Here is a 26,921-nt window from a genome sequence, read left to right on the forward strand (position 1 = left end):
CTATCATGACAAAACTTGAAGAACTAACCGCTTTATTGGTTAATGAAATTGATGACTTTAAGAATGGTGTTGAAAACCTAGAGAAAATTAATGACCAAATAAAAGACACCAAGATCAAGATGGATTTATCGGAATATAAAACCATGATTTATTCACACCAAAAAGAAATGGCATCTCACTTAAAAGCCATTGAACGCTTTGAAAATCGGTTTAACAATAAAATCATCCAAGCTAAAATTTATCCTACTTGGGCGGTGATAGTATTTATAGTTTGTATTGTAGTTACTGTAGTGCTAGCCTCCTATATGTTTTTGAAATAATATATTATGTTGAAAGAAATTTCAGTAAACCATTTATAACTCCAATTTCTTTTTTAACTTTAAAGTCTCCTTAAAAATTATTTAATAATAGTCTCATGAGTCGCTTTATTTATTAAAAAGAATGATACAATAAATGGTATTTACATGGTGGTAATTCTAGTAAAATATTTAATAAAACCCGTTGTGCATTATGATTTAAAATAAAAAAGTTGTTCGTCTTATTGAGAATCAGTAAATTGATTTAACTGCAAATCATTAATAATGAATAACTTAAATGCAAATCGCGAAAGAATTTGGAAGTATTAAAAAAACATCAAAGGATTAGCTTTTAGACCACCAAAGACACCAACCATCAAAAATACGTTCCGGCTATAACATAAGTGTGCGTTTCCTATTACCTATTAAAAAAATATCTTTTACATATTTGGTACAATGAATCCATTTAAAAAAACAGAAATAAAACAGTTTATAACTTTCCCTCCATTTTTTTACGGATGGTAGAAAACGCTATGCTCATTTGATTTTCAACGGTTTTGATGGATACATTGAGATATTCTGCTATTTCAACATATGTAAGGCCATCTTTCTTACTTAATAAAAAGGTTTCTTTACATTTAGGAGGCAATTGTTCAATTTCATTTTCAACCAAAAGCATTAAACGATCCAACTCTGCATTTTTTTCTTCATATAGTGGATTGATGGTCTCAAAATACTTTTTTTCCATTTTACTAATGGAAACTTCTTTTCTATATTGGTTTACAAATTCATTATAAACTGTTTTATATAGAAAACTTTTTAAAGAAAATCCTGGTTTTAGTTTACTGCGTTGTTCCCAGATTCTAATGAGCACATTCTGGACAATGTCTTCTCCTTTGAATCTGCTTCTAGAAAGCCCAAAAGCATAGTCGCATAATGGTTTGTAGTAAGTTTTTACAAGAAGTGCATAAGCATCTTCATCACCTTTTTTTAGATGTTTAATAAATTTTCGGTTTGTGGGAAAAAAATTTTTCAAGGATGCAAGCGGAATTAAATTTTATGTAAACATATAATTTTTTTATTATTATTTAGGGGTAAAGCAGGTTGACTTACGTAATTGTAATGAACTAGACGAAATTTTTTTTAAAATGAACATTGAGCCCTTAATTATTAAATTTCTTTCCAATAATGCTTTTAGTATTTCAAAAGAAGAACTAAAGTATTTAGAGACTTGGATTGAAAACCCTGAAAACGAATCTACTTTTTTAGAGTATGTAAAAATAAATGCTTCCATAGAAAAACATCTGAATATCTATGATATAGAAAAGGCAGAGCTAAACATAAGAGACCAAATAAGACAAAAGAAGAATTTATTCTTTAGAAGAAAGGTTAAAAAAGTTATAACCTACACCGCTGCAGCATCCATTCTATTAATGGTAGCACTAAGCATGTTTTTTAATAAAGGTAGTGATGCAGTCCATGCGAAGCCAATCATAGTAAACAATACCATTCCAATAGGTACCGATAAAGCAACTTTAACTTTGGAAGATGGCTCGGAAATTGCCCTGAATAAAGGACAAGAATACAGAGCCGATGGTATCATAAGCAATGGGGAAGAACTGGTCTATGATTCAGAAGTAAAGTGCAAAGTTACCGCCTATAATACTTTAACCATCCCTAAAGGCGGGCAATTTCATGTCATTTTATCAGATAGCACAGAGGTTTGGCTAAACTCTGATTCTCAAATAAAATACCCCGTGGTGTTTACCGATGGAAAAACAAGACAGGTAGAGTTGATTTACGGCGAAGCCTATTTTGATGTGTCCCCAAGTACCAAACATAATGGTGCAACATTTAAAGTTCTTACAAAAGCGCAGGAAGTTGAAGTTTTGGGAACGGAGTTTAATATTAAAGCATATTCAGATGAAAATAGTATCTATACTACCTTAGTTGAAGGTATGGTCGCTGTTGATTTTGGTTTTGAGAAAGAAACATTGAGCCCCAATCAACAATCCATTTTAAATATTGATAATAAAAAGGTAATTGTTGATTTTGTTGATGTATATAATGAAACCTCATGGAAAAACGGAATTTTTAGCTTTAAGGGCAAAGCATTAAAAGATATTATGAAAGTATTGTCCAGATGGTATGATACCGATTTTGTTTTTTCAAATAAAGATCTTGAAGAAGTTAAGTTTAATGGGGTATTAAGTAAAAATCAAAATATTGAAGATATTCTATTAACCATAAAAAACACTAATTTTATTAATGCCTATGAGATACATAAAAATACAATCATTTTAAGATAAAAGGGAGCTGAGTTTACACCGTTCAAAGTATCACTTTCCCTCCCTTTTTCAAAGTCAATCAATCGTTTAATTAACTAATTCACAAATTTATGAAAATTAAATTAACCAAAGTCCTTTTCTATTTTAGAAAAAAACTCTTAATCACTATCATGAGAACCTTTATTTTCTTGTTCTGTACGATAACTTTTGGCTTTTCGTCAGATAATATATTATCGCAAAACACGAAAATTGTAATAGACAATGATAAAACTGTGACTGTCGATGAAGTTTTTGACTTGATTCGAAATCAAACCGATTACACCTTTATCTATCAAGAAGATTTGTTTAAAAATGCACCAAAGGTACATCTCCAAAAAGGAGTGATCAAGGCCAATAAGTTGCTTGAAAAAAGTCTTGCTTTTGGGGATTTCAACTTTAGCCTGTCTGATAAAAACACAATCATTTTAGAGAAAACAGTCGAAGATATTGCCACCGTGGCCCAAAGGAAAATCAGTGGAATTACTTCAGACAACGACGGGTTGCCCCTGCCCGGTGTAAACGTTATTATTAAAGGAACAAATAAAGGTGTTATCAGTGATTTTGAAGGAAGTTATTCCATTGAGGTAGGCAACGAAGATGTTTTGGTTTTTTCATACCTTGGTTATGCCACCCAAGAAGTAAAAGTTGGCAACCTAGTAACCCTAAACATTGTCATGCAGCCCAATGCTGATGAGTTGAGCGAAGTAATTATTACTGCCATTGGAACAAAGATGCTCGTTGACGAATCCGGTTCTACAAGCTCTATTGTTAAAACCGAAGGTATTGTTAAATCAGGAGAGGCAGGAGTCATCAATGCCCTGGCAGGTAAAGCTTCCGGTGTCAGGATAGGAAAATCCAATGGAGACCCAGGATCTGGATCATCCATTCAAATACGAGGTGCTAACACCATTCAAGGTGCCAGCCAACCTTTAATCATCTTGGACGGTATCCCGGTGAGCAACGACAATATAGGAGATGTAACCATCAGCCAACAATCCAGGTTGGATGATATCAATTCCAAGGACATCGAATCGGTGCAGGTGTTAAAAGGGGCTTCGGCCGCAGCTCTATGGGGCTCTCGGGCCGCCAATGGCGTTATTGTCATTACCACTAAAAATGGAAGTTTAGGAAAGAAACCTACCGTTCAATATTCATTTACACAATCGTTTGACGATATAAATGTAAGAACACCATTACAAAATAAATTTGGCCAGGGACGGGACGGCGTTTGGCAGATCAGTAGAGCCGAATCTTGGGGAGACAAGATTGCCGATCGAGCCGGAGGTGCCGATGAAGTCAATGAAACCGGCAGATATTTCCTTTCAAACACCACAGGAAATATATATTATCCCGTAACCACAAAAAACTCCAGAGAGACCTTTGTTGACAGTAATTACGATCAGGTTTTTCAAACCGGTGTGTATGCACAGCACAATATATCCATAAGTGGTGGAGGCGAAAAGGCGTCCTATTTTTTCAGTTACGAAAACCTTGTCCAAGAAGGGATTATCAAAAATTTCGATTATAAACGCCAAAACCTACGCCTAAATACAAAAACACAACTTACCAAATGGTTAAGTTGGAGCAATAGAATATCCTATACCAATACAGACTCCAACAGGATCAGACAAGCGGGAGAAGACACAAATGGTATTTTGCTGGGGCTTTTGCGAACATCTCCAGATTTTGATATTTCAGATTACAAAGGCACCTATGTGGCGGCCAATGGCGATGTGTTTCCAGACAGACAGCGATCGTACCGCGTACAGTTTGGGGAATCGGAAAACCCGGTTTACAACAACCCGTTATGGACTATAAATGAACAAAAATCACCCAATCAGGTCAATCGGTTTATTATCAACCCAGAACTGACAATCGATCCGGTCAATTGGCTAAAAGTCATTTTAAGGGGTGGTCTTGATTATTACTCAGATTCCAGAGGTTCCTTTTTCCCAGTAAGTTCAGCTAGTGGTGCAAGAAGTGCCGGTTTATGGACTCAATCGGATATTACAAGTCGGGAGCTTAATTTTGACGGTATTGCTATAGCGACACAAAATATTAATAAGGACGTAGAAGTAACGGCAACCTTAGGATTAAATTTTAATGACAGGCAGCGATTTTCCAATACGAATACCATTAGCCCGTTTGCGGTAAATGCAAGTCTTCCAACACCCGATCTTAATCCGGACCAAGCAGCCTCATCCTGGAACAGGTTTATACAGAAAATACGTTCCAATAGAGGGTATGGTATTTTAGGGTTCAATTTGTTCGATCAACTATTCGTTAATGTTTCCGGGGCCATGGAAGCCTCTTCTACCATAAAAGGGAGTTTCTTTTACCCATCGGCAGATTTGGCTTGGCAGTTTAGCGATTTGATCGAATCGGAAACCTTAAGTTTTGGTAAGTTGCGATTTGCATGGGGGAAAGTTGGCGTACAACCGGCAGCCTATAAATTCAACACCTTGGCAACAACTGGTTTTTCAACCTTTGGGGGTAGTTTTTTGGTGGACTCCGAAAAAGGGAACTCAAATCTGAAACCCGAAATAAAAACCGAATGGGAAGTAGGAACAGATCTAAGGTTTTTTAACAACCGGATAAGTTTGGGTCTAACCTACTATAACAACGAAACAAAGGACATCCTTTTTGCCGTGAATACAAATCCTAGTTCCGGCTTTAGTACTAATTATACGAACGCTGCCACAATAGAAAACAAAGGGTTTGAAATTGACCTGAACGGCAAAATAATAGATAACCAAGACCTAAAGGTTTCACTAAATGCCAACTTCAATAATAATGAAAATAAAGTTGTGGATATTGCGGGGGCAGAAACTGTTGATATTGGGGGTACATCCAAAGCGGTAAAAGGCTATCCCATGAGTTCTTTCTGGTTGCCCGGAACGCTCCGTAACGATGATGGCAGTTTGGCACTGGATGCCAACGGATTCCCACAGTTGGATACCGACAGACGCGTTATTGGCGATCCCAATCCGGACTGGCGCGGTGGTTTGGGTATGGAACTAAAATGGAAAAATATTGATTTTAGCTTCCTGTTTGAGCACTCACAAGGTGGTGATTTCATCAATAGGACCAGGGTAGTACTAAATGGTTTTGGGATGTCAGAAGAAGTTGGGAACGAAGTAACACTTACCGAAGATTTAACCAATATTAATGGTACTGTTTTTACTGCAGGGACCACCGTGCGTGGCAATATACAAAATTTCGGTGGCGGTAATGTACTGCTTGACGAGCTGTACTATCGCGGTATTGGTGGCGGATTGGGCTTTAACAAGCTTAACGACCTTTACATTGAAGATGCCACCTGGACCAAACTGCGAAACGTAACCCTGGGTTATACACTTAAAGGGCTTAAATTATCTTCAAAGCTCTCGCTCGAATCTTTAAGGATTTCCGTTACCGGTAGAGATCTTATCCTCTGGACAGACCTGGTTGGGGTTGACCCCGAAACCAATAACTACGGGGTCAGTAATGCATTTGGGATGAATTATTTCAATAATCCGGGGACCCGATCCATATTGTTTAATCTTCAAGCTAATTTTTAAACCTTAAATTATGAAATCTATATATATAAAATACATATTTGTTTTTACGACCTTGCTAATATTGGGTTGTGAAAGTATGGTTGATAATCTTAACGAAAACCCAAATCAGTTGACACTTGACGATGTCGATCCGGGACTCTTCCTTAATGGGGCTGAATTATCCAATATTAATACACAATTGGGGGCCTATAGCAGAATGGCAGGTTACTATTCTGGACAATTAATTGGTTTTGAGCAAGTTGAACAAGAACGATTTTTATATAATGTTACAAATACAACGTTTGGTTGGGACGGCTATCAGAGTGTGATTACACCTATGCGAGAAATGCGTCGCAGAACAACCGATAATCCATTTTATCAGGGCATTTCAAAAGTCATGGAAGCACATCTTATAGGAACGTATGCCTCACTTTTTGGAGACATTCCATATTCAGAAGCTGTAAGCGATGTTGAAGAGCCCAAATTTGATGACCAACGTGCGGTTTTTGATGCCTTACAGATATTGCTTCAGGACGCCATTGATGATCTTGAAAGTGCAAGCGGAAGCGTTATCATAGAAGATTATATTTTTGATGGCAACCGGATAAAATGGCTGGAATCTGCATGGACCCTTAAAGCGCGTTACTATATGCACACCAAGCAGTACGATTTGGCCTATACGGCTGCCCAAAATGGTATTTCTTCCAATGGGAACAGTATGATGTTTAACCCATTGGATATTCCCGGTGAAAACTCCACTAAAAATAAATTTTACATTGTGTTGTCCGGTACTCCTAACACAGGTACCGGAAATAGTTATTTGGTTCAATTATTGGATAATAGCAGTGGTATCTCGCGCAATAATGCCAAAACCGATGAAACCGCACGCTTGGGGTATTATACCATTGATCCAAGTAGCCCCAATGCCAATTTGGGCATTGCCAATGAACTGGAGCCACAACCACTCATTACCTATCAGGAAAACCTCCTTATCCTTGCCGAAGCAGGAGCGCGTACGCAAAGTTTTGCAACGGGTTTAGGACATTTAAACCAACTGCGCACTTTTTTGAATACGGGGGCTTTTTTGAATACCAATTTTTCTTCAGAACCATTCACTTATGATGCCTACGTGGCTTCAGATTTTGATGCTGGTGGTATGGAAAACATGGACAATATAGATCCAGACAGGGCATTGTTGAGAGAGATCATAGAAGAACGCTACGTTTCAGGGTTTACGACCTTTATGCCTTTTGATGATGCAAGACGGTTGAAAAAAAGTGATATGGACGTTGCGGTGCCGTTTCCTTTAAACGTGCCGACCGCAACCCAAAATGTGGAACGGTTTTTATATCCTGAAGACGAAATACTCTCCAATTTAATGGCACCAGTTGATCCAGGGTTGTATTCGGTTACAGAAGTAAATCAATAAATTCTTTTTATCTACAATACAGGCTTGGGTATTAAACCCTGGCCTGTTTAAACCTAAATAAAAATAATTCCGCATAAACAGCAAAGTTAGCAAGGTATATGTAACGCCCTCACATGGGTGATATTAAATATTGAATACAATAATGAGACATATAGACAAAACATAACCCATAAATATTTTACATAAATAAAATTAATAAGCATGAAAAAATCAATCTTATCAGTTACCATTATTGGTCTAATGTTATTATTTGTTACCAATACTGGGTTTTCGCAGGAAACCACAAAAGAATTCAAGGTGATGGGTAATTGCAATGGTTGCAAAAAGCGCATAGAAAAAGCGGCATTAGGTGTTGATGGAGTTTCGTTGGCCGAATGGGACAAAGAAACTAAAATGATTAAGGTCACTATGGACGAACAGGTTAATATTGCCACAGTTGCAAGTGCTATTGAAGCCATTGGCCATGATACAGAATTTAATAAAGCTATTCAAACCGCTTACGATGACCTTCCAGGGTGTTGCCAATATGACAGGGAAGATGCAAACACTACCGCTGCAAAAATTGTGAATACTTTTAGTTTTAAAGTATCTGGTAATTGTGGTATGTGCAAAAAACGGATAGAAAAGGCGGCAAAAACCGTTTCAGGTATAGAAAGTGCAATATGGGACAAAGAGTCGAAAGTAATCACTGTTGAAACCTCCATAGGCACCATCGGTAAAAACGATGTTTCTAAAGCGATAGCCATGGTTGGACACGATACCGAATTTGATAAAGCCGATCAAACAGCTTACGATGACCTTCCTGATTGTTGCCAATACGATAGAAATCAATAAATTAATAGATGGCCCTTGTTGTAATTGATTGTTTTGATGATAATTTTTAGTTCGAGTAATAGTCTTATATAATCGAGATATTATTGCGAACAAAATTATCATCAAGACTATAAAAGCATACCCTTATGTAAATAGGAATTAATGCAATGGCTGTTTTTATATAGTTAAAATGAATAATCTTTTAAAATTCAATCAATAATTAAAAATTAAATCGCCCAAAAAAATGCGTAAAGATTTATTTATTAAAGTATTTTTTAGAAAAGGTATGATCTTTTGTTTGCTCTGTGTCACTGCCCTTTTTCAAGTGCAGTGTTCTAGCAGTGAAAAAATAATGAAATCATCCGATAAGGAAAATGGAATATCGGTAAAACAAAATACCTTTGATGATAGCTGGCTGGAAACCGTCAACGGCAACATGCCCTTGGTCATAAGTGCTCCCCATGGAGGCACCATTTCCCCAGAAGGAATTAAGGACAGGGATTGTGGTACAAAGGAAATGGACAACAATACAGCTCAACTCGCACTTGAAATTGAAAATGCATTCAAGACTTCTGAAAAGAAACCTTATCTAATTATTGCCAAATTGGCAAGGAAAAAGATAGATTTTAACCGAGACTTGGAAGAAGCGACATGTGGAAACCCCCAAATGGAATATACGTGGAAACAATACCACAAGTATATTGAAGAGGCCATCGATGCAGCCATAAAAAAATTTGGATATGTCATGTATATAGACCTGCATGGACAAAGTCATCCAGTAAAACGATTGGAACTGGGCTATTTTTTAAGCACGACAGCGCTTAGGGAAGTGCAAGAAAGCACAGAGATGAATTCGGAAGTGGGCGCAAAAACATCCGTCAAAAATTTGTTGAAAAACAACAACCAACTAACCCTTAAGGAGTTGTTGATGGGCGAAAATGCTTTTGGCACCCTGATGGAAAAATCTGGTTTCCCTGCAGTTCCAAGCCTTGGTAATCCTTATCCAAAACAGGGTGAGCCCTACTTTAATGGCGGGTACAATACCCGTAGATATACCTCTTCCGATTATCCAAAGGTTTTCGGTATGCAAATAGAGGCCAATTTTCAAGGCGTTCGGGACAGTGAGGAAAACCGTAAAAAATTTTCCAAAGCGTTTGCCCAATCGGTGACCAGTTATCTGGACTTTATAGAACCCAAATGGGATTATTAGGCCATTGCCATTTGATTATTGATCGGAATAAAATAATAACTATGGCGGGACATTAAGTTCTCATAGTATATGAATTCCAAGCGATATGGTTCAAATCAAATTAAAATCAATAAACTATTAAAAGGCTGTCCTTGTTAATTGAATACAATTTAATGAATGTACATTCTTCCATTATGGGTTTGGAAAAGACATTTACTAAGATTATTTGAGTTAGTACAATATATTCATTAATAAAGGGCAGCTTTTAAAAAAGACTTATGAAACTTCCATAACAAGAATTCGATACCCAAGGAGATGATTATATGGAAGCTACATGTGACCATTGAACAACAATAAAATAAACACATGAAACTGAAACAAAAAACATTAGAGCAATATTTTCAAGGATTCAGGGAACATATCATCGGGATAGATACAACAATTGAAACGCCTTACGGCACGAAACCCCTTGTATATGCCGATTGGATAGCCAGCGGAAGATTGTACAGGCCCATAGAAACGATATTACAAAACCGTATAGGGCCCATGGTAGGCAATACCCATTCTGAAGCCAGCCATACAGGCCGGTTAATGACCTCCATATACCATGATGCCCATCAAGTCATCAAAAAACATGTCAATGCTTCCCCAGAGGATGTAATCATTACATCCGATTCCGGTATGACCGGTGTTTTATGTAAATTTCAACGCATATTGGGGCTGAAAATCCCTGAAAAGTATGCTGACCAAATCCAAATTCCTGAAGAAGACAGGCCAGTGGTTTTTTTAACCCACATGGAGCACCATTCCAACCAGACCACTTGGCTGGAAACTATTGCTGATGTTGTAGTTTTGGAACCCTCTGAAAACTTATTTGTTGATGCCAATATTTTAAAAAAGGAATTGGATAAATATAAAAACCGAAAAATAAAAATTGGTTCGTTTACCGCCTGTTCCAATGTTACGGGCATCGGATCCAACTATCATGAATTGGCTGAAATAATGCATAAAAATGACGGATTATGCTTTGTGGATTTTGCCGCTTCGGCACCTTATATGACTATGGATATGCACCCACAGAATGAGGCCCAACACTTGGATGCCATATTTTTTTCCCCCCATAAATTTTTGGGTGGCCCGGGCAGTGCGGGCGTACTTATCTTTAATAAATCCTTATATAAAAACCGAATTCCCGATCATCCCGGTGGAGGCACCGTAACCTGGACCAATCCTTGGGGCGAGCACCATTATTTTGACAATATAGAAGTGCGGGAAGATGGTGGTACACCTGGGTTTTTGCAGGCCATAAAAGCAAGTTTGGCCATTAAGTTGAAGGAAAAAATGACGGTCGATAAAATTCGCGTTCGCGAAAATGAACTGGTTAAGGAATGTTTTGGGAAATTATCAAACATGTCGGGCTTACATTTACTGGCCAAGGATGTCAGATACAGATTGGGCGCCTTTTCATTTTATTTTGAAAACATCCATTATAATTTAGCGGTTAAATTATTGAACGATAGATTTGGTATTCAAGTAAGGGGAGGCTGTTCGTGTGCAGGCACTTATGGGCATTTATTATTGGAAGTTACCAAAGAGCAATCCAAACAGATCACCGACAAAATTGATCATGGCGACCTCTCATATAAACCGGGTTGGGTACGTTTATCGCTCCACCCCACCATGACCAATAAGGAATTGCGGTATATTTTGGAGGCCATCCAGCAACTAATCAAACATCGGGTAGCATGGAGCAAAGACTATACGTATTCAGAAATAACGAATGAGTTTTATCACAAAGACGAAACAAAATATCAAATAAACACAGCAAGCTTTTTCGAAGTATGATTGCTTTTGAATACATAGCCATGAAAATACATAATAGTATCACTTGCAAACACACCTTTTGGATAATGCTTTCATTTATCATCCTACGGGTTTTAAATGTAAATGGCCAAGAAACATTTCCTAAAAATGATGTGTTGGACCAAAGGCCAAATACCATTGCCATTACCAATGCAACCATAGTTTACGCACCTGGGATGATGGTACAAAATGCTACCTTGTTAATACGCGATGAACATATTGAAAAAGTGGCCAGCACAAGAAACGTGCCTTTGGGATATACCGAAATTGACGCCAAAGGAAAATACATTTACCCTTCTTTTATTGATATGTTCAGTACGTACGGACAACCCGAAGTGAAAATACCGCCAAGAGGAAACCCTTATGTGAAAAGGGAACAAATCCAATCCAATACAAAAGGACCTTATAACGCTAACGAAGCCATTAAAGCACAGTACAAGGCATCCGAACATTTTTTAATTGATAAAAAACAAGCGCAACAACTTCGAAAACAGGGGTTTGGGCTCATAACCACATTCAGGCCTGATGGCATAGCCAGAGGAACGGCTTCTTTGGTCAGTCTTGGCGAAAATAATGAGAATAAGAGCATGTTAAAGCCTAAAGCAGCAGTTCATTTTTCTTTTGATAAAGGCAGTTCAACCCAGGACTACCCCGTTTCGCCCATGGGAAGTATGGCGCTTTTGCGACAAACGTATTACGATGCACAATGGTATGGCCAATTTGAGCACAAACCTTTTATAGATCAATCTTTAGGCGCTATTCTGGAAACAAAAAAACTTCCACAAATATTTGAGACCAACGGTTGGTTGGAAGCCTTAAGAGCGTATAAAATAGCGAAGGAATTCAATATCGACTATATTATTAAAGGAGGAGGCAACGAGTACCAACGTATAGACGAAATTAAGGCGTTAAACGCAACATTAATAATTCCGCTTAATTTTCCGGATGCTTATGATGTGTCCAATCCTTATGAGACCGAAAAAATTACTTTGGCCGATTTAAAACATTGGGAGTTGGCACCATCAAATCCCGCACGTCTTGAGGCAAAAGGCATTGAATTTGCAATAACAGCTTATGGACAAAAAAAGATAGAGGATTTTTTGGCCAATCTTAAAAAGGCCGTGAATTATGGTTTAAGCCCTAAACAGGCGTTATACAGTTTAACGGTGCTCCCGGCAAAATTGCTGCATCAAGAAGACCATATTGGAACATTGGAAAGTGGAAAATTGGCAAATTTCCTGATGGCTTCAGGGGATATTTTTGATGAAAATACCGTCATCTACGAAAATTGGGTACAAGGTAAAAGATATGCCGTAAGTCAAGAGGATGATCCTTCAATTCTTGGGACGTATTCTTTATCCATTGATGGCGAAAAGGCTTCCTTGTCTATTAAAAAGGGTAAAAAAGATTACAGGGCAACACTATTTTACCCAGATTCAACCGAAATAAAAACAGATTTAAAGATGGACGGCGCCATGGTAAGTTTTGAATTTAACAAAGGTCCTGATTCATTTTATCGGTTGGGAGGATGGATTAGCAATGAACCGAAAAAAATGGTATTGCAAGGTAAAGGGCAGCGAAACGATGGTAAATGGGTTGATTGGGAGGCGACAAAATTAAAAGAGCGTTCAGAAAATATAAAAAGCCAGAAGAAAGAAACCCCTTTACGAGGTAAAGATTTAGGAAACGTTATTTATCCGTTTGTTGCCTTTGGGAGTGCTGAACAACCAGGACAAGAGGATATTTTAATAAAAAACACCACGGTTTGGACCAATGAAGATGCTGGCATTTTAACAGAAACCGACGTCCTGCTTAAAGATGGAAAGATATCCCAGATTGGAAAAAACATTAAAGCCTCAAATACAAGAATCATAGATGGCAAGGGAAAGCATTTAACCACTGGGATAATTGATGAGCATTCACACATTGCATTAAGCGCCGTAAATGAAATTGCCACGGTCTCTGCAATGGTAAGAATGACCGATGTATTGGATTCAGAACGGATTCAAATATACAGGGCATTGGCAGGGGGTGTGGTGGCAGCACAGATATTGCATGGCTCGTCCGATCCCATTGGGGGTCAATCGGCATTAATAAAATTGAGATGGGGTAAAAATCCCGAAGGGTTATTGATAAAAGAGGCCAAACCCTTTATAAAATTTGCTTTGGGTGAAAATCCAAAACGATCAAAAAGCGCATCCTCAATCCGTTTTCCAAGATCGTTAATGGGATTGGAACAGCTATATTCCGATGTTTTTACCCAAGCATTGGCATATAAAAAAAATTGGCAGGAGTTTAATGCTTTAAAAAATAAAGACAATGCCATAAAACCAAGAGTGGATTTAGTCAATAAGGTCATGTTGGAAGTTGTGGAAGGGAAGCGGTTCATTTCCTGTCATGCCTATCAACAGGGCGAAATGTTGATGCTTATGGATGTTACAGAGAGGTTCAATTTTAAAATCAACACCTTTACGCATGTTTTGGAAGGCTATAGAATTGCCGACAAAATGTTGGAACATGGGGTTGGAGGCTCCACTTTTTCGGATAAATGGAATTTTAAATGGGAAACCAGAAATGCCATACCCTATAACGCTTCAGTTATGTACAAAGAGGGTATTGTTACTGCCGTTAATTCAGACAGTCAGGAAACCATCCGCCATCTTAATCAAGAAGCGGCAAAATCGGTTAAGTATGGCAATATGAGTGAGGAAGAAGCCTTAAAATTAGTAACCCTGAACCCAGCGAAATTGTTGCATTTGGATGATACCATGGGAAGTATTAAGGTTGGAAAATCAGCCGATGTTGTATTGTGGTCGGACAATCCGTTATCCATTTATGCCAAGGCCGAAAAAACAATCATAGAAGGTACTGTATATTTCGATATTGAAAAGGATATCCAATTGCGAAAGGACATTCAAACCGAAAGGAACAGGATAATGAATGCAATGAAAAATACGATTAACACTGGAGCCAACGTTCAGCCACGTATATCCTCATCAAAACCGGATTTCACCTGTGAGTACGTAGGGAATTTAAATTAACATTAAAACCAAGCATGATGAATTTTAATAAATATCTTATAATCTTAATTGTTATTTACTGCATACCATTGAAACCGTATGCGCAAGATAAATTTGATATTAAAAAGCCAGTAAAACCTACCGCATTGGTTGGAGGCACCTTACATATTGGTAACGGTAAAGTGATACCAAATGGAATTATTGGATTTGATAATGGTAAAATCTCAATAGTAGGCACAACAGATTCCATAAAGCTTGATTTGGAAACCTATCGAGTGATCGATGTTTCCGGACAGCATATTTACCCAGGCTTTATTTTGCTCAATTCCTTGATTGGGATTGAAGAAATAAGTGGAGATGAATACACAAACGACAGTATGGAAGAAGGAGGCATCAACCCCAATTTAAATGTGGCATATGCCTTTAAATCAGATTCAGAATTTTTGCCGGTCTTAAGGTTTAATGGTATTCTCACTGTTGAAACCGCTCCAAGAGGCGGTCTGGTTTCCGGAACATCTTCTATAATGAAACTCGACGGAAGGGATTGGGAGGAATCTTTGTACAAATTTGGCGCAGCCATTCATTTAAATTGGCCAAATGCCACAAGGTCGTCTTATGATGCAGCCACGCATACCAGGCAATTAAAACCAAATAGCAGCTACGATACCACCAAAGAAGAGTTACAAAATCTATTTATCCAGGCGATTGCTTATGGCAAGCAGGATTCTAAAATCCCTAATCTAAAGCTACAGGCCATGCAAGGGTTGTTCAACGGTACGCTATCGTTATTTGTTCATGCCACAGACCCGAAGGAAATCATTGAAAGCATTCAATTTTCAAAAGAAATGGGCATAGACCATGTGGCGCTTGTAACAGCTGAATCAGCATTATTGGTGAAGGATTTTTTAAGGGAACACAATATCCCTGTTATATTGCCACCAACCCATAGTATGCCAAATGAAGAGGATATGGACTATGATATGCGCTATAAACTTCCTTATCTTCTTACAAATGAAGGTATTGTGGTAGCAATTAGCCATACGGGGATGCTTTCCACCTCAAGAAATTTACCGTTTTATGCTGGTGTGGCAGTTGCTTATGGTCTTGATAAAGAAGAAGCCTTAAAAACCATTTCCCTAAATGCGGCAAAAATTTTAAGGGTAGATGATACGCTAGGGTCACTGGAAGTTGGTAAGGATGCCACCTTGTTTGTATCAAAAGGCGATGCCTTGGACATTAGGACAAATAAGCTTACACAGGCCTTTATTCAAGGAAAAAAAATAGAGTTGGAAGGGAAACAACAGGAACAATATAAACAGTATTCAAAATTATTTGGCCATAATGAATAACCTATTGCAGCGTATTGAAGACGCAATCGTAGCGTTTAGCAATTGGATTTGGGACATTCCCTTATTGATTTTACTGATTGGTGGAGGGGTTTATTTTTTAATGTATTCCAGGTTATTGCCATTTAAACATTTTTGGTATGCCATAGAAATCCTTAAAGGTAAATATGACAATAAAAACAATCCAGGACAAATAAGTGCTTTTCAGGCATTATCCACCGCGCTGTCCTCAACTATAGGAATGGGCAATATTGCAGGTGTTGCCATTGCCATTTCCATGGGTGGCCCAGGTGCCCTGTTTTGGATGTGGATAAGTGCCATCATTGGAATGACAACCAAATATTTTACGTGTTCCTTGGCCGTAATGTATCGAGGGAAAGACGATTCGGGTGAAATGCAAGGTGGCCCCATGTATGTCATTACGGAAGGCTTGGGTAAAAAATGGAAACCCTTGGCGATATTTTTTTCAATGGCAGGGCTTATAGGGTCGCTGCCCATTTTTACCGCCAACCAGTTGACACAAGCCTTAAATAATATTTTACTTCCGGCTTTAGGTTATCAAGAGTCAATTGCATCATCACTTTTGTTAGGAATCATTATCAGTGTTTTTGTGTCCATGGTAATTCTGGGAGGTATAAAAAGAATTGCAAGTTTTGCCTCAAAACTTGTACCCGCCATGGTCATACTATATTTCTTATCGGTCAGCTACATATTAATTGTTAATCATACAGCCATTATCCCCTCGTTTTATCTTATTTTTCAAGATGCTTTTACAGGCAATGCCGTTTTGGGAGGAAGTATTGGCAGCATCATTATCATTGGCGTAAGAAGAGCAGCGTTTTCAAACGAAGCCGGGATAGGTACGGCACCCATGGCTCACGGTGCATCCAGAAATCAAGAGCCTGTGAGAGAAGGGCTTATTGCTATGTTAGGGCCTTTCATCGATACCATTGTTGTTTGCACCTTAACGGCTTTGGCCATTCTTGTGACCAATAGCTGGTTGCAACCAAATATGGAAGGCGTAACCATAACGTTGAATGCGTTTATCCAGACCATGCCAAGATATGGGTCGTTCTTGCTGGCATTTATTGTGTCCATTTTTGCCTTTACTTCTTTATTTACATATTCTTATTATGGCTCAAAATGCATCTCGTTTTTATTCGGGACAAAATTCAAGAAGAGTTATAATTATATCTATATAGTTAGTATTATCGTTGGTGCGGTTTCTTCCATGACAGGAATTGTGGCTTTAATTGATATAAGCTTTGCGCTTATGGCAATCCCTACAATGATATCAGCAATTATACTGTCTCCAAAAGTAATGCATGCCACCAAATTATATTTTAACAAACTTGAAAACAAATAAAATCATAAACAAAATTAAAATGAAAAACATATTCCTACTATTTGCATTCATCATTACGCTAAATATATATTCCCAGAAGCCTGTTTTTAAAGGGCAAGAACCCATAGAGCAAGTCTCAACGGTTTCAAAACCGGTACAAATACAATGGAAAGGCATTTTTCCTTTTGAAAATGATTCTGTTTACTTTTCAAATGATTTTGAAGGTGCCCGATTGAATGGTATAATAAAAGACTACGACAGCACCTATACGGCCCTTATAACTTCTGAAAACACGCCAATAAACGTTAGTCCTTGGTATGCTTTTAAAGTGTGGTCCAAACACAAAAAGCAAATTTATCTGACCCTCACGTATGGTGAAGGCTATAAACACAGGTATTACCCTAAATTAAGTAACGACGGATTACACTGGACATCGATGGATTCTACAGATTATGTTGAATTTGAAAAAGGGGATAAAAATTTTGGTCCTGGGTCGCTTCCATTAAAAGTACAGATGAAGTTAAGCATTAATCCCGATACGTTGTGGGTAAGCGCCCAAGAGCTCCAAACCTCAAAGCATGTCAAGAAATGGGTGGAAGCCTTGTCCGAAAAGCCATTTGTTTCAAATCAGCAAATAGGTTTAAGCAGGGAAGGAAGACCATTGACGGCTTTAACCATTGGCAAAGAAAAGACCGCAAGAATGCTGATTGTTATTTCTAGGCAACATCCACCGGAGGTAACTGGATATTTGGCTATGAAAGCGTTTGTGGAAACCATAAGCTCCAATTTAAAACTCGCTAAAAAATTCAGAAAAAAATTTACGGTTTATGTTGTACCCTTGATGAATCCTGACGGTGTTGACAATGGATATTGGAGGCACAATGCGGGTGGCATTGATTTAAATAGAGATTGGACATTTTTCAACCAGCCGGAAACATTGGCGGTAAGCGAATTTATAAAAGAACGGGAAAAAAAGACAAACGGGAAGTTCTATTTTGGCATTGATTTCCATTCCACATGGGACGATATTTATTACACCATAGCTGATAGCTTTAAAGGTAATATGCCGGGATTGGTACCGGAATGGTTGGAGAATGTAAAAATGGCAATCCCTGGTTATAATCCAAATATTAGCCCAAGTGATAAAATGGAACCTGCTATTATATCACGCAATTATTTTTATGTTTCTCATGGTATGGAAGCATTGGTTTTTGAGGTTGGAGATAATACAAACCGAGATTTTTTAAAAAAGAAAGGACAAACAAGTGCCATTGAATTGATGAAACTGATGCTTTCCAGATTATAACTGACATTGCCCAAAAAGTGTATTATGTAAAAATGGACTTACAATATTAGGCTAGACATTAAGATGCGAGATTTAGAGTTACATAAATTAACTTTGAATCATAAAAAAAAGAAACCGAAATTACGGTCCGTCATTTAAGAAGAAGGCAGTAGAATTAAGTTATTCCTGAGGTAATACAAAACAGTATGTGAAGAACTGGACATATCTTATTTGGTAATGCGCCGTTGGTGACATGGTAGCGCAAAGTGAAGGTGCAAATCCTGTATTGTTGAGATCGGATATTGATACTTTTATTAATCCTTATTGAAACCTGATATGTCCAGAATTATATGTTAAAACAATTTTTTGGTAGAATCGGTAAAAATTAAGAACCTTATCCAAAGCATCGTCCATATCTTTATGGATAAACTTTGATTGATAGATTATTATAGTTGTTATAGATTTTTAATAACAGCACATCCTAAAATGCAAAAAATAACCTATATTGCACATATAAATATGCAACATGGAACAATTACTAGAAAAATCGGCAGCATTGGTACAACGAATACGTTCTGAAAAGAAACGCTATTTATACAATGAGATTAACTGGAACAACAAATTAATAGGCATAAAAGGCGCTAGAGGTACTGGCAAAACGACCCTTTTGTTACAAAAATTAAAAGAGTTAAAGTTGTTACCAACCCAAGGAACCTATTGGTCCTTAGATGATTTTTATTTCACAACACATTCATTGGTAGAAACTGCCGAAGCATTCTTTAAAAAAGGCGGGCAATATCTTTTTTTGGATGAGGTGCACAAATACGAAAATTGGTCCATTCATATAAAAAACCTGTATGATTTTTATCCTGACTTAAAAATAGTTTTCACAGGGTCGTCCATAATCGATATTTCTAGAGAAGAAGGCGATTTAAGCAGACGGATGCTAATGTACACCTTATCTGGACTTTCATACCGTGAATATTTGGCGTTTAATGATTTGTATAATTTTGAACCTATTGTTTTGGAAGACATACTTTCCAAAGACCGTAAATGGGCTGAAATGTTTCCTGTGGAGTTTAGACCATTGGAGTATTTTGAGGATTATTTGCAATACGGTTATTATCCATTTTCCATGGAAGATAAACAAGGTTATGCCACACGGCTGCAACAACTGGTGCGCTTAATTGTGGAATACGATATGGCAGAACTAAAGGGTTTCGATGTGCGTAATGCAAAAAAAATGTTGCAATTACTTAATGTGGTTGCCGCTAATGTACCCTTTCAGCCCAATATCACCAATATTGCTAAAAAAAGCAATATCCATAGAAACTCCGTGGTAGCCTATCTTCATTTTTTAGAGCAAGCCCAGTTAATAAAATTATTGTATGCATCTGGAATCAGTTTGGCAACACTTCAAAAGCCCGAAAAAGTGTATTTGGACAATCCAAATCTCGCCTATGCATTTTCAACATCAAGCCCAAATGTGGGTAATTTAAGGGAGACCTATTTTATTTCCCAAGTTTCAGTAAGGCATAAAATGGCATACCCAAAACAAGGAGACTTTTTAGTTGATAATACATTTACTTTTGAAGTTGGGGGTAAAGACAAAACAAGCAAACAGATAGATACTGTAAAAAACGGTTTTGTAGTTGCAGATGATGTTGAATTCCCTATTACTAAACTACCTCTTTGGCTCTTTGGATTTTTATATTAACACCTTATCGATATTAAGCATAAATTTAGTTAACCATTTAATAATGTTTTTTTTTGATTTTTAAAAAATTCAGAATTTTTGTTTAAAAAGAACTTAATACACAAACTATTAGTTTGTGTATTTGAGATAAATTAAACTATAATTATATTTTGGTGGTTTAAAAGAGATGAAAACAGAAACTTCCACATATTAAATTTTCTACCTCGAAACGAAGCACTAACTTCCTTAATTATTTTTTGCAGAAATAAAGATTAATAACGACAAAATTAGCCTTATAATTACAAAAAATATAAAATAGATATATTTGAACAGCCTTATTTTGTGTATATTTGCATAAATAAGAAATAAAATGAAGTTTTCAAGTATTATTCCAACAGAAAAAATTATTGAAAGATTACATTACGAGAATCCTTGGTGGTTAACGAAAGAGATTTCCGAAGCATACAAATCAATGTCAAAACGTTTATATTTTGACTTGTTCTATCCTTTCGTTGTCGAAAAAGATATTCGTAGAGCTGTTGTGCTCATGGGCCCTAGACGTGTAGGGAAAACTGTGATGATGTTTCATACAATTCAGAATTTGATTGATGATGGTACAGATCCTCAAAAAATATTTTTCATTGGTATTGATAATCCTATTTATATCAATTTAAGTTTAGAAGACATTCTCGGTCTTTGCAAAGAAGCACTTAAATTAGAAAATCTTAATGGATGTTATGTGTTTTTTGATGAAATTCAATACTTGAAGGATTGGGAGCGACATCTTAAAGTATTGGTTGATTCTTATCCTAACATCAAATTTGTCGTATCTGGTTCGGCAGCTGCTGCTTTGAGATGGCATAGTTCAGAAAGTGGTGCAGGACGTTTTACAGATTTCATGTTGCCGCCACTAACATTTCAGGAATATATTCATTTAAAGAATATGAATCACCTCATAATTGATAGCAATATTCAGTATGACGGTGTTGAAATTCCTTATAAAATTACGCATGATCTTAAGGCGTTGAATAAAGAATTTGTTAATTACCTAAACTTCGGTGGTTATCCAGAAGTAGTTCTTTCTGAGAAAATTCAAAGTGATATGGGAAGATATGTTAAAAATGATATCATAGATAAAGTCCTTTTAAGAGATTTGCCAAGTTTGTATGGCATTAAGGATATTCAAGAGCTCAATAGATTTTTTACTTATATCGCTTATAATACTGGAAATGAATTTTCTTATGAAGCAATATCTAAAGATAGTGGGATTCAAAAGGTAACCTTGAAGAAATATTTAGAGTATTTAGAGGCCGCATTTTTAATAAAAGTTTTGAATAAAGTAGACGTTAACGCTAAAAAGCTAAAAAGAGTGACTAGTTTTAAAGTGTATCTTACCAACCCCTCTTTGAGAACAGCCTTGTTTTCTCCAATTATAGAGACAGACCAAGAGATGGGGAACATGGTAGAAACCGCAATTTTGTCACAATGGATGCATAGAGAGAATCTGGATTTAACATACGCACGTTGGAAAGAAGGAAGAAAAGAAGGGGTAGTAGATTTGGTTCTTTTAGATGACAAAAAATTTAAACCTGTTTGGGGCGTGGAAATTAAATGGAGCAATCGCTATTACATGAAACCCCAAGAATTAAATAGTTTAATTCAATTTTGCAAAACGAATGATTTTACCAGTGCCCTGGTAACGACTATCGATCAATTGGGCAATAAGGAGATTGGCGATTTAAAACTCACATATTTACCTGCTTCAATCTATGCTTATAACGTAGGAGAAAATACATTGAGAATGAAAAACACGAATATTTAGAGTGACCATCAGGGAAAGCTTCAAACCAAAATTTCAATCGCCTCATCTAAAACTGAGTTATCAAATTCCTTAAGATAAGTTTGTGTGATACTTAGATTTTTATGACCCATAGATTCGCTAATAATATCGGTAGCTACTCCTTTTTGTTTTAAACAGTTAGCAAAACTATGTCTGGCCACGTAACTGGTTATGGATTTATCAATTCCACATATTTCGGCAATCTCTTTTAATTCTTTGTTGTAGCGTTGAAGGGTTTTATGTTTTCTGTTTTCCAATTGGGATGGCGTCAAGCTGTTTTTCAAAAGTATAGGAAACACATATTTAGTATCAAGGGCAAACGCTTTATAATAATTCAAAATCTCTCGAACAGGAGGAAGAATTTTAATTTTAAAATTTCCCTTGGTTTTAGATCTCGTATAATATATTTTATCATTGTCAATTGCTTTCCATTCAAGTTTCATCATATCGGCAAAATTCATACCTCTAGTGTAAAAACTAAATATAAAATAGTTCCTTGTATTTACATACCCTGGATATTTTGCTAAGTCGAAATCTCTAATCTGAAGGATTTCTTCCATTCTTAAAGCCTTTTTGAGACTTCTACCTTTTAGTTTTGACACTTTATAAATTTTAAAAGGATAATCTTGTTCTTTAGCTATTTTTCTTTCAATAGCAAAGTTATATAGTGCTCTTATAGCTCTCATTCGCACCCCTATGCCACCATCGCTTCCGCCTCTTGACCTCAAAAAAGCTTCATATTTATTTAAAAAGGATGGAGTAATGTCTTTAAAGTTAAGTCTGGTGCTTTTATGAAATAAATTTAAAGAAGCGAACACCTCTTTGTTTATGCGTGCATTGCCAGTTCTTCCGGCATAAATAAATTCACCAATAATCTCATGCCAAAAATTAAAAACATTTTGCTGCACTGGATTGGACACAATTCTAAAGCGATTTTCAAAATCTCTTAGAGTGAAATCATCTGTTTCCATTTCTAAGTCTGAAAGGATTTTTAGTGCCCTGTCCTTGAATTTTAATAGCAACCTGTTATTCTGGATGCTGTTTGAATTCTTATTGGTAAAACTACCCGTTGTTTGGTTCCACTCATTCGGAAAAGCTCTGAATATCGTTTGAAAAAATTTGGATTTTCTATCTTTAGATACCCTTATAGAGATTGGGTAACTGCCATCAGCGAGCTTTGTTTTTTTTAATACGGTTTTTACTGTTGCCATAGGTTTCGAATAAATTAGTACAACACTTATGAATTATTTCGTCACTATCTCAAAAATATCAATACTTTAGATAGCTTAAAATCAGTACAACATCTGTACAACAAATTGCCTTTTAAAGGTAAATCAAATGCAAATAGAAACAAAATAAAAAATCATAAATAACTGATAATGAGAACATAAGATGCTAAATGTTACTAAATGAAAATCAAAATAATGCATCTCATAATCAGGTGGTCCCTGGTTCGAGCCCAGGTGGGACCACAAAAAACCCTTAAAAATTAGTCATTTTTAAGGGTTTTTTTAGTTCAAGATTTAAAAATAGCAACTTCTGCTCTGCGTCGCGGATCATTTCTATACCCTCTTGAATAGTGAGTTTATTTTTTAACAAAAACCCTTTTACTAGTAAACTACTATAATCACTACTGGTGACTTTTAGGTTTTCATCCCGCAATTTTACTTGCTTTTTTATAAGGTGACTTCTGACTTTAATTTCTTTAATTGGGAGACCAATTCTGTATACCGTTCCTTGGCATCTTTGCCTATCTCTTTATCCGAATCATCAACGATATACGACAAATAAGAAATTTGGGCCACTAGCATTTGTTGGGGATATGCACCCTCATCATTTTTAAGTTGTTTCAATATATTTTCAAGTTTCTCCTTTTCATCCTTGTCTTTGGTCTTTTCTAGTTGAGTCTCTAAAGCCGCTTGTAATTTTCTTGCTTCGGATAATAATTGAATTACTTTATTCTGAAAATTCAGTTGTTCAGCAATCATTTGCTGTGTTATACCTTCCGTTTCTAGCCTTGGGTCTACAAGGACTTGAAACGATTGTTCGAAAATCTCTTTACCTACTGTTAGCTTAACGGTATAGGTGCCAGGAGGTACTATTGGACCATTTTTAAAACTTCGTGCTTTTTTATCGCTCCAAGCGCCTTTTTGACGCAAATCCCATGCAAATCTATTTAATCCTTTTTTTGTTTCCAGTTTGGCATCCGCATAACTAAAAGTCATGCTCAAGCCCATGTCAACTACCTCTTCTGAGGTCGAAGATAATTGGGTAGAATCACTAACAATAGTAACTACCGATTGCTGATCTGCATCTAGTACTTCTAATTGAACTCCTTCTTTATAATCGCTTGGTAAGTAGTAATCAATGCTTACCCTATTGGAAGGGTAGTTTGGAAATTCACTTGAGCCCCTTGAAGTTCTATATCTAATAGTATTGTCTGGCTTAAAAAGTACGGGGGAGCTCTGTAAACTAGCCATTTTAGGATCTCTTAAAGAGGTAATATTATCTAAAATCCAAAATCCACGTCCCATGGTACTCAAAATTAAATCTCCTCGATGAATAACAATGTCTGTGATTGGTGTAACCGGTAAGTTTTGCTTAAATTTTTTCCAAGTGGTACCATCATCAAAGGAAACAAACATACCAAATTCGGTTCCTGCATATAACAAACCTTTCGTTTTTGGGTCTTCCCTCAAGACAAGGCTAGTAAAATCAGAAGGAATTCCATTGGAATCAGTACTAATTAACTCCCAGTCTTTTCCGTAATTTTCCGTTTTGTAAAAATATGGCTTTGCATCCCCTAACAAATGTCTATCCACTGCAATATATGCCTTGGCCGGGTCAAATTGTGAAGGTTCTATAGACTCTACACGCCCACCTTTGGGTAGCTTTTTTGGGGTCACATTTTCCCAAGTTTGGCCTGCGTCCTTGGTTAAGGATATAACACCGTCATTAGAACCTGTCCAAATTAATCCTGGTTTTAGTTTTGATTCTCTTATAGAATACAAGGTACTATAATACTCTTCTCCTGTGATATCACGGGTGATCGGACCTCCAGAAATCACCTGCTTATTTTTCTCAAATGCCGTTAAATCTGGAGAAATAATTTCCCAAATAAGGCCATCATTTCTAGTTTTATGAACAAATTGTGAGCCCATATAGACCACATTTGGATCATGTGGGGATACATGAACAGGTGCTACACGTTGAAACCGATAGGTTAAATCTTTAGGGTTGTGCCCATAAATATTAGAAGCACCGATGGAGTATTCTCGATCTGTTCCTGTAATTTTATTATATACACTAAAGCGTCCTTTACAATTATTATATACTATGTTATGATTTCCAGGTTTTGGAATGGTTGGACCTGTTTCACAACCCCCTACATCTATCATTAACTGTGTTCCTTGTGGTGAAGTTCCGCTTGGAGCAACGCTAGGAATGGCAATCGTGGTATTGTCTTGTTGAGCTCCATAAACCCAATAGGGATACTGGTCATCTACTGCCACTTGATAAATTTCCGCAGTGGGTTGATTGAATTGGGTAGACCAGCTTTTACCTCCGTTATGAGAAACGTTTGCACCTCCATCATTAGATTGGATTAATAAATCAGGATTGTTAGGATTAAGCCAAATATCATGATTATCACCGTGGGGTACAGCCATCTGTTTCCAAGTTTTACCACCATCTTTAGATTTTAACAAGGGGTTGGCATTGGAGTAAACAATATCAGGATTGGTAGGGTCTAACTCTATATTCGTATAATAAAAAGGTCTATTAACCAGACCTTCGTTACTCGAGGTTTGTTTGAATGTTTTTCCTTGGTCCACCGATTTATATACTCCCCCTTCATCTCCAGGAGCCTCAATAACCGCATACAAAATACGCGAATCTGCAGGCGAAACGGCCAAATCTATCTTACCGATTAAACCTTTTGGCAAGCCATTTTCTAATTTTACCCAATCCTTGCCTCCGTTAATGGATTTGTAGATGCCTCCTTCTTTATTTTCTCCCCCCGAAATAATGTTCCATGGGCTGCGTTGAGCTTTCCATGCCGCTGCGTATACTATATTTGGATTGCCTGGCAGTAATTCTAAATCGGCAAAGCCTGTTTGCTCTGAAACAAACAAAACCTTTTCCCAAGTTATTCCACCATCGTTAGTTTTATAGATACCGCGTTCTGAGTTCGGTTTAAAAGCATTTCCAATTGCTGCCACCCAAACAATATTGTTGTTGGTAGGGTCTATTTCAACAGCTCCAATTTGCCCAACATTACGCAAGCCAATATGCTCCCAGGTTTTACCAGCATCAATAGATTTATACACCCCTTTACCTTCAATGACATTGCTACGGAGCCCGTCAGAACCCGTACCCACATAAACAATATTTGGATCATTTATAGCAACTTCAATAGCCCCTATAGAAGGTGTTTCAAAGAATCCGTCAGATACGTTGTTCCAAGTAGTACCGTAATCATCAGATTTCCAAACGCCACCGCCTGTAGCACCTAAATAAAAAGTGCCCGGTAGCATGGGGGTGCCTGTTACCGTCGTTACGCGACCGCCTCGTGCTGGCCCCAAGGTACGATATTTAAATACAGAAAAGTCCTGAGCAAATAAACTCACGGAAACAAAAATTGATAGCAAACTAGTTAATAAACAGGATAAAGTCTTCATAAAATTCTTAATAAAGGTTGGTAAAACATAAAGTCAGTCAAACTGAAATAGATGACATAGTCATGGTAGTATTTTTATAATTTTCTAGCAGCATTTAAAAAATATCAATCTACTCCAATAAGTTTGTCATCTAGCAGAACAATTTAGAGAATTAAATTGAATATAAAATTTTGAGGCTTCAATTCTTATTAATTCAATGCTTGGTATTTGGTACCCGGGTTAAAAATGAGGTCTTGGTGACCAATACTAAAGCT

16 protein-coding genes are annotated in these 26,921 nt (G+C 36.9%); 13 read left to right on the forward strand and 3 right to left on the reverse strand.

Translation table 11 applies throughout. The annotated features are described in order from the left end of the window. Positions 1-5 precede the first annotated feature (5 nt). Complete coding sequence (locus GQ45_RS10565; protein WP_047417647.1) at positions 6-320, forward strand: DUF6730 family protein; 315 nt, start codon at positions 6-8, stop codon at positions 318-320. 466 nt (positions 321-786) lie between these two features. Here GQ45_RS10565 and GQ45_RS10570 read toward each other — a convergent pair whose 3' ends face one another. Continuing rightward, a complete protein-coding gene (locus GQ45_RS10570) occupies positions 787-1,332 on the reverse strand; it encodes an RNA polymerase sigma factor (RefSeq protein WP_047417648.1) in 546 nt (181 codons plus the stop codon). 112 nt (positions 1,333-1,444) lie between these two features. Between GQ45_RS10570 and GQ45_RS10575 the strand changes: the two genes are divergently transcribed. From GQ45_RS10575 to GQ45_RS10630, 12 genes are all read left to right on the forward strand, one after another. Beyond that, the gene (locus GQ45_RS10575) at positions 1,445-2,605 is read left to right on the forward strand and encodes a FecR family protein (protein WP_047417649.1); all 1,161 of its coding nucleotides are present in this window, start codon (positions 1,445-1,447) and stop codon (positions 2,603-2,605) included. A 149-nt stretch (positions 2,606-2,754) separates the two neighbouring features. Beyond that, entirely contained in the window at positions 2,755-6,183 is a 3,429-nt protein-coding gene (locus GQ45_RS10580) for a SusC/RagA family TonB-linked outer membrane protein (protein ID WP_197056943.1), read from the forward strand. Between the two features lie 10 nt (positions 6,184-6,193). Then, the gene (locus GQ45_RS10585; protein WP_081980913.1) at positions 6,194-7,591 is read left to right on the forward strand and encodes a SusD/RagB family nutrient-binding outer membrane lipoprotein; all 1,398 of its coding nucleotides are present in this window, start codon (positions 6,194-6,196) and stop codon (positions 7,589-7,591) included. Between the two features lie 201 nt (positions 7,592-7,792). Beyond that, a complete protein-coding gene (locus tag GQ45_RS18135; RefSeq protein WP_197056945.1) occupies positions 7,793-8,425 on the forward strand; it encodes a heavy-metal-associated domain-containing protein in 633 nt (210 codons plus the stop codon). 223 nt (positions 8,426-8,648) lie between these two features. Then, a complete protein-coding gene (locus GQ45_RS10595; protein ID WP_156125411.1) occupies positions 8,649-9,614 on the forward strand; it encodes a hypothetical protein in 966 nt (321 codons plus the stop codon). 345 nt (positions 9,615-9,959) lie between these two features. After that, positions 9,960-11,438, forward strand: a complete 1,479-nt coding sequence (locus GQ45_RS10600; protein WP_047417652.1) for an aminotransferase class V-fold PLP-dependent enzyme — start codon at positions 9,960-9,962, stop codon at positions 11,436-11,438. A 20-nt stretch (positions 11,439-11,458) separates the two neighbouring features. After that, a complete protein-coding gene (locus tag GQ45_RS10605; RefSeq protein WP_197056947.1) occupies positions 11,459-14,497 on the forward strand; it encodes an amidohydrolase family protein in 3,039 nt (1,012 codons plus the stop codon). A gap of 14 nt (positions 14,498-14,511) precedes the next feature. Further along, positions 14,512-15,825, forward strand: a complete 1,314-nt coding sequence (locus GQ45_RS10610; RefSeq protein WP_052188200.1) for an amidohydrolase family protein — start codon at positions 14,512-14,514, stop codon at positions 15,823-15,825. After that, positions 15,818-17,188, forward strand: coding sequence for a sodium:alanine symporter family protein (locus tag GQ45_RS10615; RefSeq protein WP_231555187.1), 1,371 nt, complete (start codon positions 15,818-15,820; stop codon positions 17,186-17,188). The genes GQ45_RS10610 and GQ45_RS10615 overlap by 8 nt, the downstream gene beginning before the upstream one ends. Before the next feature lie 19 nt (positions 17,189-17,207). Continuing rightward, positions 17,208-18,473 (forward strand): M14 family metallopeptidase, encoded by a 1,266-nt coding sequence (locus GQ45_RS10620; protein ID WP_197056949.1) that lies wholly within the window; start codon positions 17,208-17,210, stop codon positions 18,471-18,473. 505 nt (positions 18,474-18,978) lie between these two features. Continuing rightward, on the forward strand, positions 18,979-20,169 hold the full coding sequence (locus GQ45_RS10625) for an ATP-binding protein (protein ID WP_047417653.1): 1,191 nt from the start codon (positions 18,979-18,981) through the stop codon (positions 20,167-20,169). A 349-nt stretch (positions 20,170-20,518) separates the two neighbouring features. Beyond that, complete coding sequence (locus GQ45_RS10630; RefSeq protein ID WP_047417655.1) at positions 20,519-21,970, forward strand: ATP-binding protein; 1,452 nt, start codon at positions 20,519-20,521, stop codon at positions 21,968-21,970. A 20-nt stretch (positions 21,971-21,990) separates the two neighbouring features. Here the strand turns inward: GQ45_RS10630 and GQ45_RS10635 are convergent, their stop codons facing one another. Together GQ45_RS10635 and GQ45_RS10645 are read right to left on the reverse strand one after the other, a co-directional pair. Next, complete coding sequence (locus GQ45_RS10635; RefSeq protein ID WP_047417657.1) at positions 21,991-23,199, reverse strand: site-specific integrase; 1,209 nt, start codon at positions 23,197-23,199, stop codon at positions 21,991-21,993. A 465-nt stretch (positions 23,200-23,664) separates the two neighbouring features. Next, positions 23,665-26,667, reverse strand: a complete 3,003-nt coding sequence (locus tag GQ45_RS10645; protein ID WP_047417664.1) for a hypothetical protein — start codon at positions 26,665-26,667, stop codon at positions 23,665-23,667. Positions 26,668-26,921 lie beyond the last annotated feature (254 nt).

It is taken from the genome of Cellulophaga sp. Hel_I_12 (assembly GCF_000799565.1).
Classification (GTDB): Bacteria; Bacteroidota; Bacteroidia; order Flavobacteriales; family Flavobacteriaceae; genus Cellulophaga.

Bases quoted from the DNA above. Each gene is read 5' to 3' on its own strand.
- GQ45_RS10600 (WP_047417652.1), top strand. From the start codon at position 9,960: ATGAAACTGAAACAAAAAACATTAGAGCAATATTTTCAAGGATTCAGG.
- GQ45_RS10620 (WP_197056949.1), top strand. From the start codon at position 17,208: ATGAAAAACATATTCCTACTATTTGCATTCATCATTACGCTAAATATA.
- GQ45_RS10580 (WP_197056943.1), top strand. From the start codon at position 2,755: ATGAGAACCTTTATTTTCTTGTTCTGTACGATAACTTTTGGCTTTTCG.
- GQ45_RS10565 (WP_047417647.1), top strand. From the start codon at position 6: ATGACAAAACTTGAAGAACTAACCGCTTTATTGGTTAATGAAATTGAT.
- GQ45_RS10635 (WP_047417657.1), bottom strand. From the start codon at position 23,199: ATGGCAACAGTAAAAACCGTATTAAAAAAAACAAAGCTCGCTGATGGC.
- GQ45_RS10595 (WP_156125411.1), top strand. From the start codon at position 8,649: ATGCGTAAAGATTTATTTATTAAAGTATTTTTTAGAAAAGGTATGATC.
- GQ45_RS10615 (WP_231555187.1), top strand. From the start codon at position 15,818: ATGAATAACCTATTGCAGCGTATTGAAGACGCAATCGTAGCGTTTAGC.
- GQ45_RS10585 (WP_081980913.1), top strand. From the start codon at position 6,194: ATGAAATCTATATATATAAAATACATATTTGTTTTTACGACCTTGCTA.
- GQ45_RS10630 (WP_047417655.1), top strand. From the start codon at position 20,519: ATGAAGTTTTCAAGTATTATTCCAACAGAAAAAATTATTGAAAGATTA.
- GQ45_RS10605 (WP_197056947.1), top strand. From the start codon at position 11,459: ATGAAAATACATAATAGTATCACTTGCAAACACACCTTTTGGATAATG.
- GQ45_RS10645 (WP_047417664.1), bottom strand. From the start codon at position 26,667: ATGAAGACTTTATCCTGTTTATTAACTAGTTTGCTATCAATTTTTGTT.
- GQ45_RS10575 (WP_047417649.1), top strand. From the start codon at position 1,445: ATGAACATTGAGCCCTTAATTATTAAATTTCTTTCCAATAATGCTTTT.
- GQ45_RS10610 (WP_052188200.1), top strand. From the start codon at position 14,512: ATGATGAATTTTAATAAATATCTTATAATCTTAATTGTTATTTACTGC.
- GQ45_RS10625 (WP_047417653.1), top strand. From the start codon at position 18,979: ATGGAACAATTACTAGAAAAATCGGCAGCATTGGTACAACGAATACGT.
- GQ45_RS18135 (WP_197056945.1), top strand. From the start codon at position 7,793: ATGAAAAAATCAATCTTATCAGTTACCATTATTGGTCTAATGTTATTA.